Here is a 16211-nt window from a genome sequence, read left to right on the forward strand (position 1 = left end):
CAGGTTTCAATCAGAACCTGCCTCTATGCGATACCGGGTTAATCCCTTTGACTTTTTTTCTGATCTTCTCTCATTGTTTTCAGACCAGATGATCCATTTAGTGGTCATGCTTGAAGGGCAAATCCACCCGGAGTCTCTTATAAGGGCTGCTAATTTGGCAATTAAAGCAGAACCTGTTGTCGGGTGCCGACTTGTCCAGGAAGATGACAAACTCTTTTGGGAAAAGATTCCTCAAATCAGGAATGAAGACTTTTTTTTTCAAATCGAAGATTCAAACCCGGTTTCTCGTCTTCAAAAAGTCCTGTCATATAAGATAGATCCATACCAGGGTCCCATGATCAGGATAAACCTTATTAAAAACACTGAAAACACAGGTGATATTCTCGTCATCAATGCCAATCATGCCTCTATGGATGGGAAAGGCATGAAAGATTTTGCAAGCCTGCTTTTCTCATTTTACCGGGGAGAGAGAACCGGGTGTGCATTTCATACAGAACCAGGATCAGTCAGTCAGAGAATTTTGCCAGATCTTTCATCACGTATTTCAAATCGGGAAAATACGAACTCTGATGGGGTGGATTGGTCAGATAAATTCTCAGTTCCTGCTCATTCAATGCATTGCGAAAAGCAGGTTTTTTCAGTTCTCTGTTTAAGCAGGGAACGTGTCAAAATTATTCATGAAGTCAGAAAGAAATGGAACGTTACTCTCAATGATCTGATGCTGGCAGCTGTGGGAGCGGTATGTTCCGGATTGACTCAATGGAGATTAAGAGACATTCACCTTCTCACTACCATTGACCTGCGAAGATACCTGAATCAGGTTCCTCAACGAACAGTTTTTAATTATTCAACGGCTTTCGAAGTCGCCATCCCGGTATTTCATGATGAATCACTTATGGAAACTTCTCTTCGTGCTCATGAAATAATGGATCAGATAAAAAAAAATAATCCTGGAATCGAGGGTGCAATAGAGGCAGAAGATCTATACAATGCAGGCTGCGTTAAAGCAAGATATGAGATGCAAAAACAATGGGATGAAGTTCGCATTAAAGGAAAGAGATCTCCTCTGTTTACCAATACCGGAATCATACATCCCGGAGATCTTGATCCAGGAATTCCGGTATCTCGTGCATTTCTTCTTCCCACACACAACCTTCCACCGGGATTTAGTTTTGCAATCTCATCTTTTGGTGATGTGATGACATTATCTTCCAGTTATGGATTGCCTGCATTTGATTCTGATATGGTTCGGGAACTCTATACTTCTCTTGATAAAATAATCCCAGGATATGATTCAGATCCCGGGGCATATATGACAATGTGACAGTGCAGTAAACCGGAAAAATTATAATTTATTCTTTCATCTGAGGGATAAGATCTGCAGTTAAAAGAACCTGTGCATACACACCCGATAACGCTGAAAGGAAGGACATGTGTACATATTTTGCAGGTACTGTCTCCCCTCCCCAGATCAGATCTCGTGTCGCACAGGCATCAGAAGCTAACTTGCACTGATACCCAAGATCAGCTGCTGCCCTGACAGTTGCATCTACACACATATGGGTCATCATGCCTCCAATTACAAGGTTTTCTATACCGGCCTTTGTAAGAATTTCCTGAAGATTTGTTTCCCTGAAACTGTTAGGGTAATTTTTCTGAACAACGATCTCTCCGGGCAAGGGTTTTACACAATTATGAATCATTACTCCCTGAGTTTCAGGGATGAAAAAGGGAGCATCCGGCATTGTTGACAGATGCTGAACATGAATTATTAAAATTCCATTTTGCCGTGCAGCATTAAGCAGACTACCTGCATTTTTCCCGGCATTTTCTGCACCAACCAATTCCATCTTTCCGCCTGGAAAGTAATCATTTTGAATATCAATAAGAATGAGTGCTGATTTCATGACTGTACCTCTGTTTTCCTGATGAGCAAATGACGCCGAAGATAAAATCCGAACCGTTCATAAAATCTGAATGACTGCTCATTACCTTCACATACCCGTACACGGCATTCGCTTACATCCATTTTTTTAAACCAGGTGAGTGCATTTTTCATAAATGTCGTTCCGATACCAAGAGAGCGGTATTCCGGAAGGACAAAGATAGATTCAATTTCTCCGTATGCTCCCGGAGAAGCTGAACTCACACAAAACCCAATATATGGCCCAGTACTGTTGACCTGCGCCAGGTGAACTAAAATCTCCCTGGCGGCATTGGTTTGCAAAATGTCATCACAACGCTCTGAGAATGGCCTGGCTGAGAGTTGATCTCTGAAATACCGGGCATTGCATACATGGTGAGTTCTCAGATGATTCCATAATTCTTCAATATATGGCAGGCCATCCTTGCCAAACTCCTTATAGGTGATATCGATTTGATCAAAACAACTTGATGCCTGGCCTTTGTCTGAGCCATCCCGATGTACTATTTCCGGTCTGAACGCTGGCACGCATATCGCGAGATATTCGGCTCCTTTTGGAGAACTATACTGAACCCACTCTCCTGCCTGAACTATCACTGCCTGTCCGCTTTCAACATCTACAGATCCGGTTCTGGTTAAAACAGTAAGTGTTCCCTTAAGGACGAGCGAATATTCATCAAACTCAGGAGTCTGGCCTGGTTCAGCCCATCCTGGCGGGCTCTTCATCATAGCGATGCTGACCTGGTCTGTTCCGGATACTTCCCTTCCAATAAATTCTGCGATGGTTTTCGGGGGAGAACCTGCTGCCGGAATCAGCCGGGGTGCGCCGATAACCCTGACCATACAATCAGGTTAGCTGATATCCGGGAAAAATGGGATCCCAACTGGACAAAAAACAGGAGGGCAGCCTTGAGAACCTGACTCTGTCCCGGGTGAGACTGCGGTGATCTTTACCTGCCCAAGGACCACAATAAAGGGTAACACATGGCAATCGATCAGATACCAATTGGGAGATTTTCTCTCATCAGTCATCTTTCACTTAAAGCACTCAGGATTTATGATAGAAAGGGACTACTAGTTCCCGCTGTTAAAGACCGGATTACAGGCTACCGGAGTTATACTGTTTCACAAATAGGAACCGGAGTGGTTATACGAACCCTCTCCTTGCTTGGATTCAGTCTTGAAGAAATCGCACTGATCTTAAGAGCAAAAGAATCAGGGGATGATGAGAAAGTCCATAGCCTTATTGCAAAGCGACGGGCAGAGATTGGAATTGAGATTGACAGGTTACAAAAAATAGAAGAGATTCTTCGTCATCAGGAGATCTCTCTGGAATTGATACCAATGAGTTGCACTGAACCGGTAATCAAGGATATCACCCCTATCAGAGTGATGAGCATTCGTGAAAAAGGGAGATATGAGGAAGTGTGTTCACGCCTGATCAATGAACTTTGTTCTGTCCTGGCAACTGAAAATTCTGGTCAGACCGGGCTTCGCATAGCAGGTCCGCCTATGAGTATCTATCATGATGGTGAATACAGGGAATCTGATGCAGACATTGAGGTTGCATTTCCAATTTTAGGGAGAATCAGTAAAGATACCAGCACAGGATCAGATCGTATCAACACATCAACCCTGAGTGGAGGACGGTTTCTTTCGCTTATTTACAAAGGACCATACATGGGAATCCATGAGGGATGGTCACGGGCATATGCATTTGCAACAGAAAATGGAATATCTCTGGGAATTCCAGGGAGAGAGTTGTATTTGAATGATCCCTGTGAGATCCCTCAAGAAGAATTAATCACTGAAATCCAGGTCCCGATAATTGGAGAAATTGAACTTCCCTGATATTCAGGGATGTTCAATCTTTTCAGAAGCACGTTTTCCATATGGACATGCATACAGGCACATGCCACACACTGCCTCTTTTCCCTGTGCTCGAAGGGATGCAAAAAACAGATCACATTTTCCTGCATCATATCTGATATCACGTGGATCTTCTTCTCTGAATGATTCTCCAGTGAAAGCATGAACAGGACAGGCATCTACACATTCATGACATAAGCCGCACCGTTCTTTGATGGGAGTTCCAGTCGGGGTAAGTGGTGCATTGGTGAGGATGCTCCCCCATCTGACCCTTGGTCCTGCTGATTCAGTGATCAGAAGACAACTCTTTCCTATCCATCCTAATCCCGCACAATGCGCCGCCAGTTTATGTGAAAAAAATGCTGATATCTTTTCATTATTTGTCCGCGTGGATGCAGGGACTGGGAAAGCTGCGTATCCTTCTTCCTGAATTCTCCCAGCCAATTGTGAGACCAGAATATCAAGTCTATTGTTTATCACATTATAGGCATAATGCCGGTACAGGAGTAATCCGGATTCTGACTTTTCTGGAAGTAAGTCAACAACCGGATGAACTAGGTTCATACCAACGGAAATTGCGATGGGGTACATGGCAATCTCATCACCACCCTGTTCACGGATTGCTTCGTGAGCATGATGAAGATCAGCAACCCCGTAATGATTTACCCCCGCCTGTCCGGCAATCTGGCGGAGTGCCTCGTCAAGAGACATGAGTACCTGTAATACACCCTGGCAGATACGTATGTCGATATGATATGACTATTTTTGATAAGGTAATACAAAAAATTTGATTAAAATTGTATACAGATACAATGAAAAAGAAAACCATTTATTAATTGGCCGACGCATCTTGAGATATGGCTGATACAATTGATGCATCAGAAGCAGAGGTTCTTGCCTGTGCTGGAACATTCCCATGGTGGAGTGTGCTGCTCTGGGGAATTTGTGCAGTAATTATTGGAATATTATTTCTGACAACCCCGGTGATCACGACAATTGCAATGATTACCATGATCGGAGCATGGTGGTTTGTTGGAGGGATTTTCTCACTTATCAGCCTTACAGCTGATCGATCTCACCTGGCTCTTAAAGTCATTACTGCAATATTAAGCCTCATTGCAGGTCTTGTAATTCTCGCATATCCGCTCTTTAGCACACTCGTTATTCTTCCGTTTTTTGTGATGATCATTGCAATCTGGGGTATACTTATCGGAGGAACACAACTGTTTCACGGATACTCTGCCAAAGATTGGGGATCCGCAGCGCTTGGTCTGCTCAGTGTAATTTTTGGTATCCTACTTCTGGTTTATCCACTTCAGGCAGCCTTATCTCTTCCGTTTGTTGCAGGAATTTTTGCCCTTATCGGAGGAATATCTGCAATCATTGGTTCAATCAGCCTGAAAAAGATGCAGGCATCTTAATAACTTTTTTTTAAGGAATAAATCCACCTGAATACGCATCAGGCAGGGTCCGTTGAATGAGTGTCGAGGCTCCGGCAGGTGGTTTGATCTCCAGGGTAAATGAACCGCCAGCCATCGGCCCGGTCATTGATGCAGCATTTAGATCCAACATAATCCGTGTATTTCCTCCGGGAGAGAGAAGACCACTATTTGGATGAACATAGGACATTGGAACTTCTCCACCTACACCACTATTCCGGACATAATAATAGATCATTTTTGAAAGGTCAACAGCTTCTCCTGTTTCAGGAACAGTCAGGCTGAAGCTCAAAGAGACAAGTCCGTTAGTGCCTGAATATGATCCTCTGATGAGTCCGTCTGTGATCACAGTAGAGGTGCTCTGTTTGACTCCTGCATATGTCACTTCCTGAAACCGCTGGGTAGCAAAAAAACCGGTGCTCATCATCACATATGCAAAGACAGCAGCTACTACAACAAATGCAATCAGGATTACCGCTGCTTCAAGTCCAGAAAACCCCGGATCTTTTCTCATATTGAGTGCAGATGTTTAATCATACCGGTAAATAGTATTATCCAATCTGACAGGGACAATCATTTCAGTTCAGGGAATGCTCCTGTAAAAAAAAGATGCTCATCATCCTGGACATAAGGAAGTTTCTCACATTCAGGTATTTTTTTACTCCAGTGAAAGTTCAGAAATTTATATACCCTGATGAGTGTATCATCATTAATCTGATTCCCGGGGTTGAAGATTTTCAAGGAACATATTCATCCCGGGCGTGAGGTGTAACATGGGACAGACAGAGCAATCAAATAATACAATGATAATTGCAGAAATTACTGCAAATCCTGCCCCGCTTGGACTGCTCGGATTTGGAATGACAACAGTCCTTCTCAACCTGCATAATGCCGGATATTTTACTCTGGGATCTATGATTCTTGCGATGGGGCTTGCATATGGAGGAGCCGCACAGATCATCGCAGGAATCATGGAATGGAAAAAGAATAACACGTTTGGCACGACAGCGTTTACTTCATACGGATTATTCTGGATCTCTTTGGTAGTTCTATTAATTCTGCCAAAGATGGGATTAGCTGATGGAACTGGAGGCAGTACTGCCATGGCAGCATACCTAGCGATGTGGGGTATTTTTACTGCGTTTATGTTTGTTGGAACTCTTCGGGCTAACAGGGCCCTTCAGTTTATCTTCGCATCACTGACTATACTGTTCTTCCTGCTTGCTATCGGAGATATCACAGGAATTGAAACAATTACCCGTATCGCAGGATATGAGGGAATCATCTGTGGGTTCTCTGCGATATATGCAGGACTTGCACAGGTCATTAATGAAGCACATAACCGGACAATTCTTCCTATCTGGCCGGTTTAACCTCTCTTTTTTAAAAAATTATCGACAGGGTCATAACAGAAAAAATGTTACGCGATGAACTTCTCAAGCAGACAGAGAGCCTCTAGATCCCGTTTCCCACCACATCGTTTTACGAGACTAACATGATGATCAATCATCTGTTTCAAAACTGGATCCCGGGTCAGGATATATCGTGTTCCATGTACGGCAGCTTCAATTATACTATTTCTGCCCCTGTTGATTGGAACAAGATCTGACTGGGCAAGTTTTGTTTCTATTGGTTCAAGACTGATCAATAGTTTCTGTTCTGTCTTCTGATCGATTGTTGCCCGGTATACGACCCAGGATAATGAAGATGAGATCCTGTACACCGGTCTGCCTGCAACATTCATTTCGATGAACTCTTCGGGACTTAGATCTGAAAAAGCAGCCCTGACAAAAAATACCGGATCATGCATGATATTTGCAACAACCAGACCTGATTCTTCAATCAGTGATGCCGTATGACTTGTCCTGAATACAGCCATCATGATCCGGTTATCCCGGCAGATTACCCCAATTGGTGCTGCATGCAGTCCGACTGTTGCAATGATCTCGTTTATTCCTTCCTGCATCGGCCAGAAAGGTGATGAATTCACAGATCCCACTCCCATCCTTCAATAAGTGCTACAAAGAGACCTGCGATCATGATATCTGCAAGAGAACCCGGATTTATACTCTCCCTGATACAGTACTCATCAAAATCGCTATGAGATATCTGACCGGCAAGAACCTGAATTGCCTGATCGCGAACCTGGCAGGATCTATCATATCCAAACTTTTTGGCAATGAATGTATCAGGTTCTTCAGCAAGAAGCCAGAGAAATACTGATGAAACTGCTTCTCTTCCCCGCCCATCCTCTTTCAGAAGGTCAGCAGTTTTGCGGGTAAGAGCAAAGCCCCCGGTCCATTCCCGGGCCACCATATCCTGAGGAGCGGAATGGGCCATCACATCAAACAGCGTCATCCCACGTTCTCTGAGTTTTTCTGCGACTGAGGGATCATGTATGTCAAGTTCATCAGAGTCATGAACCCTGACTGCTGTGTGGGCAAAGGCATCATAAAAGAGAATTGCATCTTCAATTGAAGTTTCCTTAATGCATTCACATGCCCCCTCAATCCCTTTGCCTATTATTAACGGTATAAGGAGAATGAATGCACCAAAATGGGTATTTCCTCCCCGGTGACGCCCGGTAAGAAGAGTAGCCTGCCGAATCAGTTCACCTATCGTTCCATCTCTCTTTTCTGCTCTTTCAAATGCTGTCCGACAAAATAGAGAAGAAAAAAGAAAATGCTCAAGCCAGGTATCAGGATAATCGTGACCCCTGTCAACATTTCCCGGTTTTGTCATGGCACAGACCTCAAGCATCATTGCCATCTGTGCCTTTTCAGTCAGGGTGAGAGGTGGGATGCCCATACAACCTCAGGAGAAGATCTTGTTCATAATCTTTCTAGCAAGGTCACGTTTTTGCTGCATATAGATTGAACGCTTGATTCCTGACTGTTTTAAAGTGCTATCCCTGAACATACAGGGGGTCGTATCTTTGCAGCAGTATGCAAGGCTGCCAAAACAAGTACTGGTTCCAGCTTCCAGAATTGTATCTTTCACTCCTTCCATCTTCATTGCAACAAATTCCTGTGGAGAGATCTTTAGTTTCTCGAGTGCAGGAAGTAGTGGACAGGGTTTGACCGGCATACAGCAGAAGGCAAGAGATCTGATATCTCCTCCACGACAGAGTTGCTTTGGAGAATTATACCATCCATGCTCACGGGTAAACTGTGCCAGAGCCTGACTAATTCCGGAAAGGGTCTTTTCGTCAGACCTGCGGGCAAGAGATACCATGTCTGCACCATGAGCAAAGTAGTCTTTTGCCTTTTCAAAGTCAGTTACACCGTTATTAGCAATCAGAAAAACCGGACAAACATTTCTGATCTCACGAATCTTTGCCGGTCCAAAATCCATCAGATCTACATGGATAATATCTGCTCCAGCCTTCCAGAGAAGTTTTGCAAGTTCTGCATCGTTTGGTGCAACCCCGGCACGAATCTTCACAGATACCGTAACTCCGGTAATCTTTAATGCCTGGACATAGGAGAGCAACTTTTGAGGATGAGTAAGCAGGAATTCACCACATCCTGCATCAATCATGGCCTGTTGTCTGCAATGTGCATCTATCTCATAGAGTGCACGATCTCCGATATTTTTGGAAAGAGTTACCAGAGAATCTACCTCTGAAGCACGGATATTTATTCCTGGTATTACTCCGGCTGCTGCTACGAGTTCGATCTGCGCTGATATTTCTGCAATTGGATCTCTTGGAAGAAACTCTTCCCGTCCCTGATGGGAGAGTTCCCTGGCAGCTGATATTGTTGCTTCATCTATTGCATACCCGCCAATGAATCCAATTCCGACATGTGCTGCTCTGTCCCTGATATAAGCACCATCGGTTACCCCTGCCATGGATGCAATTGCGACAGGAATGGAAACCTGCCTTTCGCCTATCCAGAGGTCATATATATTATCCATTCAATTCCTCGATTCTTTGCCTTTATCCATCAACTTTTAAACAGTTAAAGTTGGCCTGAACATTGAGTTACATCAGACATCATGAACCTGATCGAAATGAACTGTTAGTGCCTTTATGTACTTACCTTCGAATAGCTCATACACATTTGATAACTATTTTATTGATTGCAGTGTTACCTTAGCGTAATGGGAAAGGTAGGCATTCTTCTAGTAGGTCATGGAAGCAGAAAGGAATATAATAAGAACCTTTTAACAAAAACTGCTTCTCTGATTGCCGAACGTCATCCAAATTACATTGTGAAATGTGGATTTATGGAGTTTAACGAACCATCAATTCCTGATTCACTTGAACTGTTTAGGAGTGAAGATATCGACTCTATTGCAGTCGTCCCACTTTTCCTTGCACGGGGTGTTCACATCGATGAGGATATCCCGGAGATTCTGAAGCTGAAAGACGGAGAGAAGAAGGGAACATTCAAACTGCAATCTCGTGAAATTCCTCTTGTATACGCTGACCCAATTGGTCCAAACCCACTTCTCGCTGATCTGATGGCAGAGAATGCCAGTCAGGCACTTTCTATTCTCTAAACTTTTTTATGAATATTTTAATCCTTGACACCATTCATGGCGGGATTATACTAGGTGATGCCCTGCGTGATATGGGTCATGATGTGGATCTTGTTGATGTATACAGAGGGGATCTTACATGTCAGGGAAGTATTTCCGGTGAAACTGCGTTATCAAAAACCTATGATCTGTTGATTCACCCGGTCCATCTGGATCCCGCTCACCCAATTTTGAGATCAACCCCCTGTCCATCTATCACTCACCATGAAGCGGTCAGATGGATTATCAGATCAAAACCCAGGAGAAATTTTTCACAATCCCATGACTGGATTGAAGTTTCAGGGGCAAGAGGAAAAACAACAACTGCGACAGCCCTTGCATCCATTATGCAGGGAAATGGAATCCTTCATTCATCAAGGGGAACCTATCGGTACCCGAGTGAGGAATATATCACCAGGATGAGTATAACTCCTGCTTCTCTCATTCCGGTCTCCGATCTTTTAATAGAAAATGACTGGTGCATTGCTGAAATTTCACTTGGGTTTACCGGGATTAGTGGTTTGGCAATTCTGACATCAGATGAAGATTACCAGGTCGCTGCAGGAAAACTGAGTGCTCGAACACTCAAGCATCTGAGTGCACTTTCATGCAAAAAAGTCCTGGTGGCACCGGACGTATCCTTTGTTCATGATTCAGTAATCAATGCTGGCGATCTCACCAGGGTTTGTGGAACAACATGTATGTACTCCTTTAACGGGATCGAAGGGTCGTATGAAAATCTCCTCTTAACCCTGGAAGGATACCGGGTCCCACTGCAGCTGGCAACAGCAGCTGCGCTCATTTTGGGGTACAATCCGGATAAACTTGAAAATTTTGCATCACTCCCCGGCCGGATGAAGATCGAAAAAAGTGATGGGAGAATGATCATAGATAATGCCAGCACCGGGGCATGCCTGAAGACTACCTGTGATGCTATATCCCTGCTCAGAAATTCACACGATGAAAATTTTCAATACATATTGATCATAGGTCAGGAAGCACGAGCTGTGTGTGAAAATTTTTCTGATGAGGAGATCATCGGTGTGATCACCAAAGAACATCCAGACCAGGTCATCCTTGTAGCTGGCGATGACCGTATGGATACCAGTACAATATCAGATGCATGTAAAAAACAGTCAATCCCAATGACAATATCACATTCAATACCTGAAGGAATACATATTGCAAAACAGATTCCTTCCTGCCCAATCGTTGTATCAGTAAAAACCTGGAGGTAATTTATGAAATATATGCAGCCACGACCGAGTTCAATTGTAGCAGCCTTGTATACAGCCCGGGATCTGGGCGTCACCGTCTCAATTCTTCATGGCCCTTCGGGTTGCTCGTTTAAACATGCACGCCTCCTTGAAGAGGATGGAATGAAAGTCCTGACAACTTCATTATCTGAAAATGAGTTTGTCTTCGGAGGACAGGATCGGCTTATTGAAGTTCTCAAATATGCTGAAAAAGAGTTCAAGCCATCCAGAATGGCGGTGGTGGGAACATGTGTCTCTCTGATAATTGGTGAAGATCTTGAGGCTGCCATAGAGATGGCTGACCTCGCCACTGAGACTATTGCAGTAGACATTCATGCAGGTTTTGCTGAAAATATTGATGGTGTTATTGCCACTCTTGAACCGGCAAACCGGGCAGGATGGATAAGCGATGAAGAACTTTCAAGGCAGAAGGATCTTCTGAAAAAAGCAAATGAGGTAGAACGGCTACGTGGGGCAGCGATGAAGAGTTATATCGAGCCATCACGGGGAGACCTGAAACATGTTGCTGCAATGAGGCTCATGGACCTTGTTCGTGAAGGGAAATCCGGGGTTGCCATAATGAATGCCAAGAAAGAGACGGCATACATGTTTGCAGATATTCTCCTCGGTCTTCATGATGCTGCCCCTGATGCTCATGTCATCTATTCAGCAAATCTCGAGATGAAGGGTCTGCCAAAAGTGCAGCGGGATGCTGAGAGAATATCCACCGAACTCACAAGCAGGGGTCTTTCTTTCACATCACAGGGTGCACTTGACGAGTACGGAGCAACAGGAGATCACCTGGGGTCATGGATACAGAATATCAAACCTGATTTTGCTTTGATTGTGGGAGTTCCTCACGCAATCCCGGCCCATTACCTTGATGGGATCGAATGTTTCTCTGTAACCAACGGCCCACGTCAGGTAGGACCACTCAAAGAACAGGGTCATGCCCATGTAATGGTTGAAGTTGATCTGCATCCCCGGACTCTCGGGGTTACTTCGATTGTGGAAAGTGAATTCGGAGCAGTGCTCCGGAGTCTTGTATGAAGACGTTTCTGATATCAGGTGACAGATCGGGAGCAGGAAAAACCAGTATATCTGTTGCACTGGCGGCACTTCTCTCTAAAAAATACAACGTCCAGTGCTTCAAGGTTGGGATGGACTATATTGATCCATCCTACCTTTCAGCGGTTACCGGAAGACATTGTCTGAACCTGGACTCCTTTGTACTGACGCCTGAAGAAAACAGGGAGATCTTTTCTCATGCCTGCTCAGTGATGAAAACTGATATTGCCCTGATTGAAGGAGTCAGAGGACTATATGAAGGGGCTGAGTCACTATCAGATATCGGATCAACGGCATCAATTGCAAAACTTTTGAATATCCCGGTAATCCTTGTCATTGATGCCCGGAGCATTACGAGAAGTGCAGCAGCATTACTCAAAGGGTTCACAGCATTTGACCCTGAGATAACCATAGCAGGGGTAATTCTCAATAATGTCAGGGGCGAGAGCCACATCAGAAAAGCAACCGAAGCGATTGAGCATTACTGTGAAGTTCCTGTTATCGGGGCAATACCTCGTCTTGATAACCCGCCTTTGAAAATGCGTCATCTTGGACTCGTACCATTTCTGGAAGGATCTCCGGACAGGGAATTTCTCACCCAGATTAACGAAATGATAGAATCTGTCGGAAAGCAGATTAATATCAATGCACTGCTTGAACTTGCTGATGAGCGGGAAAATCCCCCATATACGGGCACAATATTTGTTCACCCTGAAAGAAAGGATATCAAAATCGGGGTTGCACTTGATGGTGCTTTCAATTTTTATTATGGAGATATTTTTGCAATCCTTGAATCGAGCGGTGCAGAAATAGTTCCATTTTCACCAATTCATGATTCATTCCCTGATGTTGACGGGATAATTATTGGTGGAGGATATCCCGAATACTTTGGAAAAGATCTTGAAAAGAATATCAACATGAGAGAGGGAATCAAGGCTGCATCATTAAAGGGTATGCCCATATATGGTGAATGCGGAGGCCTGATGTTTCTGTGCGATTCCATCCGGTTTACGAGTGACTGGAATGATCTCTCTGCTGGTGACGAATTCCAGATGTGCGGTGTTTTTCCCGGAGTCTCATCAATTCCTTCCAGGCGGATAGTCAGGTACGTGATTGGAACAAGTTCTGAAAAAACTCCCTTTGGTGCTCACCAGTTCAAAGGCCATGAGTTCCATTATTCAGATGTGCAAATGATTGGTGATGTGCAGTATGGATATCATCTGGAGAGAGGAGTCGGGATAAACGGATCATTGGATGGCGTATTTTCTCAAAATACTCTTGGATCATATACTCATCTCCACCCGGTTGCTTCTCGAAATATGTTTGCTGATTTTTGTTCGCTCTGTCGTGAGTGGAAAAAAAGCAGGCTCTGATCTTTTTTTGATTTCAGGGAAATACATAAAGATATATTTTTGGCTGAATACTTCCAGAGTTCTATGCCATGCAGCTCTATATCGATGGGGAATTTTATTCCCGCGAAGATGCAAAAATATCTCCTTTTGATCACGGTTTTCTCTACGGTGACGGAGTTTTCGAGGGTATAAGAGCATACTCCGGAAGAGTCTTCAGATTATCAGAACACCTGGACCGCCTGTACGATTCTGCCAAAACGATTGATCTCCAGATTCCCCTCTCCAAGGAGGAGATGACTGAGGCAATTCTGGAGACCTGCAGAAAAAACAATCTGAAAGATGCATACATTCGTCCGCTAGTATCACGTGGAGTAGGAGACCTTGGGCTTGATCCCAGAAAGTGTGAGAAACCAACTGTAGTTGTCTTTGCTGTAGAATGGGGTGCAATGTATGGCGACCTCTATGAGAAAGGACTCAAAGCAATTTCAGTCTCCATCAGGCGCAATCCTGCCGAATCACTGCCACCAAACGTGAAAAGTCTGAATTATCTGAACAACATTCTCGCCAAGATTGAGGCTAACTACAAAGGTGGAGATGAAGCGATCTTTTTTGATACAAACGGGTATGTTTCAGAAGGATCAGGTGACAACATCTTTGTTGTGAAAAATGGATCAATCAGCACTCCACCAACGATCAACAATCTGCGTGGGATCACCCGGCTCGTGGGTATAGAGATCGCCAATGAACTTGGAATCAACATTTCTGAAAGAAATATGGGGTATTATGACCTGTATTCTGCTGATGAAGTGTTCGTAACAGGAACTGCTGCAGAAATTGCTCCGATCACTCTTATCGATGGCAGGGTTATCGGTAATGGAAAACCAGGGGCAATTACCCGGCAGATGATGGAAAAATTCAAAATTGTTGTACAGAATGAAGGTACTCCAATCTATTGAGTATTTGGATAGACATAATATTTATATATCCATAATACCTACATTTAGAGGCACGCGCTGATATAGTGTAGACCGGCCAATCATTTCGGCCTTTCACGCCGAGGACTGGGGTTCGAATCCCCATATCAGCATCTTGTTTTCCAACCGTCTGTTAATTCTTCTTTGATATTATTCTGAATTTTAAACTCTGTGCAGTGCGCTTATTTTCGGGTTTAAAAGGCAATTTGATATGACTGATTTTGTTAATTTTATCAAAAGAAAAATATGCCATTATAGGCTTTAATTTTATAAAATTTCGAAAATTTATCGATTTATATCAGGCCGCTATTTAAAAGGTCAGATAACATGATATTTAATATGCCTCACATAGGAAAACAGGGATAGCGACAGGATATGATGAGGGGTTTAATTCAACGATTTACCTTTATTTTTATGAGATATTGCGATATATCCGGCATTTTTGCTTAAATCTCCTGCATCGTGGTTTTCCATGAGTTGATGATATTACCAAATATATCTCAATTTCTTGTTCAGAATGGTGATGCCATCCCCTGGCAGGATCCGGTGATCATTTCTGGATGTGTGAGACCTGGTATTCCCAGCTCTGTGAACCAGAGATGAGAACATGATCAAACTCCTGGCTGTGGACCGTTCTCCAGTTTTCCGGAGTATCTTTTGCCCACTGCACCGCTAGCTGATGAACTGTCTGGCCTGTGACCGGTATTCCCGGGTGAGGAGGCTGGCATATGGAGGGTCAACATGAGACTTTCCCGGAGGCCGACTATTGAAATCTGTTTCACGAAACGGTGCCCATATCTCAAGTTCGTGCAGTGTTCAGTCCAGAGGAATCGGATCTGTGAATTATCCGGGAAAGGGATTGGGTATCTCCGGGTCTGTCCACTGAGGAGGAGCATGCATCTTATTGAGGTTCTCCGGTTGATTCGGAAAGAACACCAGATCTCCCGGAGTCGGAAGAATTTCCGGCGTATTATCGGAGGAACCGGGCCAGGATATTTCAGAAGAGGAGAGAGAGGAGTGATCAACGGGTAAAGAACTCCAGGTATTCTTCAGGGGTTAATTCGGCTGTCCGGATTAACTTACGAAGTAATCCAGGTCCGAGTTCTTTGCCTGAGTGAACGGGTATCGAAAGATGAACAGGACTGCCTTCTTTGATCAGGATGTAATGGCTACCTTCGATATGGTTTACCATCCATCCGGCCCGTTTGAATGCAGCGACGTGGAGATCTCCTGATGCCCGGGGTAATTTAGGCATGAGAGGTTTCAGGGATCTCAAGTGAGAATGAGAAGTTATCTTGAGTATTATTCAGGAGGGTGCATGTGGCGGTCTTTATGCGACTGGTGATACATCCAGCAATAGCCTCGTTGATAGACTCAAGAGCTTCTTCGAGGGTATCACCTTCAGAAAGGCAGCCTGGAAGTTCAGGGCATTCCATGACGAAATGCCCTTCTTCATCTTTTTCACAGAGGATTGTTAGTTTCATAGTAGTCAGGATGATTATGAATTATTTTGTAGTATCTTACTTGCAAGGTAATAAACATCTTTGGCTGAAGAAGTAGGTTCGAGTATCCGTACGATGGATAAGGCAGGGAATGAAGGAGGGTACCCACTCCGTTAAACGACAGGAGAGCACTAGGGATCTTCGGATCTGCCCGCTCGAGGAGGTTTATGTAGCGAAGTGATGCGGGTCGGCTGGTCCGAAGTGAATACCAGGTCTTCCGGCACCGAAAGAATTCCAAGGCTTATTATCACCGGAACGGGACCCGGATCCTACAGAAGAGGAGAGAGAAGCGGTTTCTGTGGT

Annotated in this window: 20 protein-coding genes and 1 tRNA gene; 11 read left to right on the forward strand and 10 right to left on the reverse strand. The window is 44.1% G+C overall.

The genetic code is table 11. The features are described 5' to 3' along the window. The first annotated feature begins 25 nt into the window (after positions 1-25). Positions 26-1324: a hypothetical protein gene (locus tag DK846_RS04620; protein WP_146201128.1), complete on the forward strand. Its 1299-nt coding sequence runs from the start codon at positions 26-28 to the stop codon at positions 1322-1324. A gap of 28 nt (positions 1325-1352) precedes the next feature. Here the strand turns inward: DK846_RS04620 and DK846_RS04625 are convergent, their stop codons facing one another. Next, positions 1353-1907: a cysteine hydrolase family protein gene (locus DK846_RS04625; protein ID WP_109967713.1), complete on the reverse strand. Its 555-nt coding sequence runs from the start codon at positions 1905-1907 to the stop codon at positions 1353-1355. Continuing rightward, positions 1904-2767 (reverse strand): GNAT family N-acetyltransferase, encoded by an 864-nt coding sequence (locus DK846_RS04630; RefSeq protein WP_109967714.1) that lies wholly within the window; start codon positions 2765-2767, stop codon positions 1904-1906. Before DK846_RS04630 ends, DK846_RS04625 begins: the two co-directional genes overlap by 4 nt. 141 nt (positions 2768-2908) lie before the next feature. Between DK846_RS04630 and DK846_RS04635 the strand changes: the two genes are divergently transcribed. Next, entirely contained in the window at positions 2909-3775 is an 867-nt protein-coding gene (locus tag DK846_RS04635) for a MerR family transcriptional regulator (RefSeq protein WP_109967715.1), read from the forward strand. A 3-nt stretch (positions 3776-3778) separates the two neighbouring features. On the opposite strand, the gene DK846_RS04640 is transcribed toward DK846_RS04635, so the two are convergent. Further along, positions 3779-4504 (reverse strand): 4Fe-4S double cluster binding domain-containing protein, encoded by a 726-nt coding sequence (locus DK846_RS04640; protein ID WP_109967716.1) that lies wholly within the window; start codon positions 4502-4504, stop codon positions 3779-3781. Between the two features lie 146 nt (positions 4505-4650). Here DK846_RS04640 and DK846_RS04645 point away from each other — a divergent pair, with 146 nt between their 5' ends. Continuing rightward, a complete protein-coding gene (locus tag DK846_RS04645) occupies positions 4651-5214 on the forward strand; it encodes an HdeD family acid-resistance protein (RefSeq protein ID WP_109967717.1) in 564 nt (187 codons plus the stop codon). A 10-nt stretch (positions 5215-5224) separates the two neighbouring features. On the opposite strand, the gene DK846_RS04650 is transcribed toward DK846_RS04645, so the two are convergent. Continuing rightward, positions 5225-5746 (reverse strand): archaellin/type IV pilin N-terminal domain-containing protein, encoded by a 522-nt coding sequence (locus DK846_RS04650; protein WP_109967718.1) that lies wholly within the window; start codon positions 5744-5746, stop codon positions 5225-5227. A 259-nt stretch (positions 5747-6005) separates the two neighbouring features. On the opposite strand from DK846_RS04650, the gene DK846_RS04655 reads away from it, so the two are divergent. Then, entirely contained in the window at positions 6006-6605 is a 600-nt protein-coding gene (locus DK846_RS04655; RefSeq protein WP_109967719.1) for an acetate uptake transporter, read from the forward strand. A gap of 47 nt (positions 6606-6652) precedes the next feature. Here DK846_RS04655 and DK846_RS04660 read toward each other — a convergent pair whose 3' ends face one another. Genes DK846_RS04660 through DK846_RS04670 form a run of 3 tightly spaced genes read right to left on the reverse strand, consistent with a single transcriptional unit; the run spans position 6653 to position 9150 of the window. Continuing rightward, a complete protein-coding gene (locus DK846_RS04660) occupies positions 6653-7222 on the reverse strand; it encodes a DUF447 domain-containing protein (protein ID WP_181391624.1) in 570 nt (189 codons plus the stop codon). Then, complete coding sequence (locus tag DK846_RS04665; protein ID WP_109967721.1) at positions 7219-8040, reverse strand: triphosphoribosyl-dephospho-CoA synthase; 822 nt, start codon at positions 8038-8040, stop codon at positions 7219-7221. Before DK846_RS04665 ends, DK846_RS04660 begins: the two co-directional genes overlap by 4 nt. A gap of 6 nt (positions 8041-8046) precedes the next feature. Further along, positions 8047-9150: a methanogenesis marker 9 domain-containing protein gene (locus tag DK846_RS04670; RefSeq protein WP_109967722.1), complete on the reverse strand. Its 1104-nt coding sequence runs from the start codon at positions 9148-9150 to the stop codon at positions 8047-8049. Positions 9151-9336: 186 nt separating this feature from the next. On the opposite strand from DK846_RS04670, the gene cfbA reads away from it, so the two are divergent. The 6 genes from cfbA to DK846_RS04700 all read left to right on the forward strand — a co-directional run bounded on the left by cfbA (position 9337) and on the right by DK846_RS04700 (position 14519). After that, positions 9337-9738, forward strand: coding sequence for a sirohydrochlorin nickelochelatase (gene cfbA / locus DK846_RS04675; protein ID WP_109967723.1), 402 nt, complete (start codon positions 9337-9339; stop codon positions 9736-9738). An 8-nt stretch (positions 9739-9746) separates the two neighbouring features. Then, a complete protein-coding gene (gene cfbE, locus DK846_RS04680; protein WP_109967724.1) occupies positions 9747-10994 on the forward strand; it encodes a coenzyme F430 synthase in 1248 nt (415 codons plus the stop codon). Between the two features lie 3 nt (positions 10995-10997). Continuing rightward, positions 10998-12062 (forward strand): Ni-sirohydrochlorin a,c-diamide reductive cyclase catalytic subunit, encoded by a 1065-nt coding sequence (gene cfbD / locus DK846_RS04685; RefSeq protein WP_109967725.1) that lies wholly within the window; start codon positions 10998-11000, stop codon positions 12060-12062. After that, entirely contained in the window at positions 12059-13453 is a 1395-nt protein-coding gene (gene cfbB / locus DK846_RS04690) for a Ni-sirohydrochlorin a,c-diamide synthase (RefSeq protein ID WP_109967726.1), read from the forward strand. Before cfbD ends, cfbB begins: the two co-directional genes overlap by 4 nt. 68 nt (positions 13454-13521) lie before the next feature. Next, the gene (gene ilvE, locus DK846_RS04695; protein WP_109967727.1) at positions 13522-14388 is read left to right on the forward strand and encodes a branched-chain-amino-acid transaminase; all 867 of its coding nucleotides are present in this window, start codon (positions 13522-13524) and stop codon (positions 14386-14388) included. Positions 14389-14444: 56 nt separating this feature from the next. After that, positions 14445-14519: transfer RNA gene (locus DK846_RS04700), tRNA-Glu, on the forward strand. 498 nt (positions 14520-15017) lie between these two features. On the opposite strand, the gene DK846_RS18115 is transcribed toward DK846_RS04700, so the two are convergent. After that, positions 15018-15149, reverse strand: a complete 132-nt coding sequence (locus DK846_RS18115) for a hypothetical protein (RefSeq protein WP_281269810.1) — start codon at positions 15147-15149, stop codon at positions 15018-15020. On the opposite strand from DK846_RS18115, the gene DK846_RS17410 reads away from it, so the two are divergent. Next, positions 15148-15438, forward strand: coding sequence for a hypothetical protein (locus tag DK846_RS17410; RefSeq protein ID WP_146201129.1), 291 nt, complete (start codon positions 15148-15150; stop codon positions 15436-15438). The two genes, DK846_RS18115 and DK846_RS17410, sit on opposite strands and share 2 nt — an antisense overlap. Here the strand turns inward: DK846_RS17410 and DK846_RS04710 are convergent. Then, positions 15428-15661, reverse strand: a complete 234-nt coding sequence (locus tag DK846_RS04710) for a type II toxin-antitoxin system HicA family toxin (protein ID WP_109967729.1) — start codon at positions 15659-15661, stop codon at positions 15428-15430. The genes DK846_RS17410 and DK846_RS04710 overlap by 11 nt on opposite strands. After that, a complete protein-coding gene (locus DK846_RS04715) occupies positions 15654-15890 on the reverse strand; it encodes a type II toxin-antitoxin system HicB family antitoxin (protein WP_109967730.1) in 237 nt (78 codons plus the stop codon). The genes DK846_RS04710 and DK846_RS04715 overlap by 8 nt, the downstream gene beginning before the upstream one ends. Positions 15891-16211: the final 321 nt, after the last annotated feature.

The sequence above is a fragment of the Methanospirillum lacunae genome, from assembly GCF_003173355.1.
In the GTDB taxonomy this organism is placed as follows: domain Archaea; phylum Halobacteriota; class Methanomicrobia; order Methanomicrobiales; family Methanospirillaceae; genus Methanospirillum; species Methanospirillum lacunae.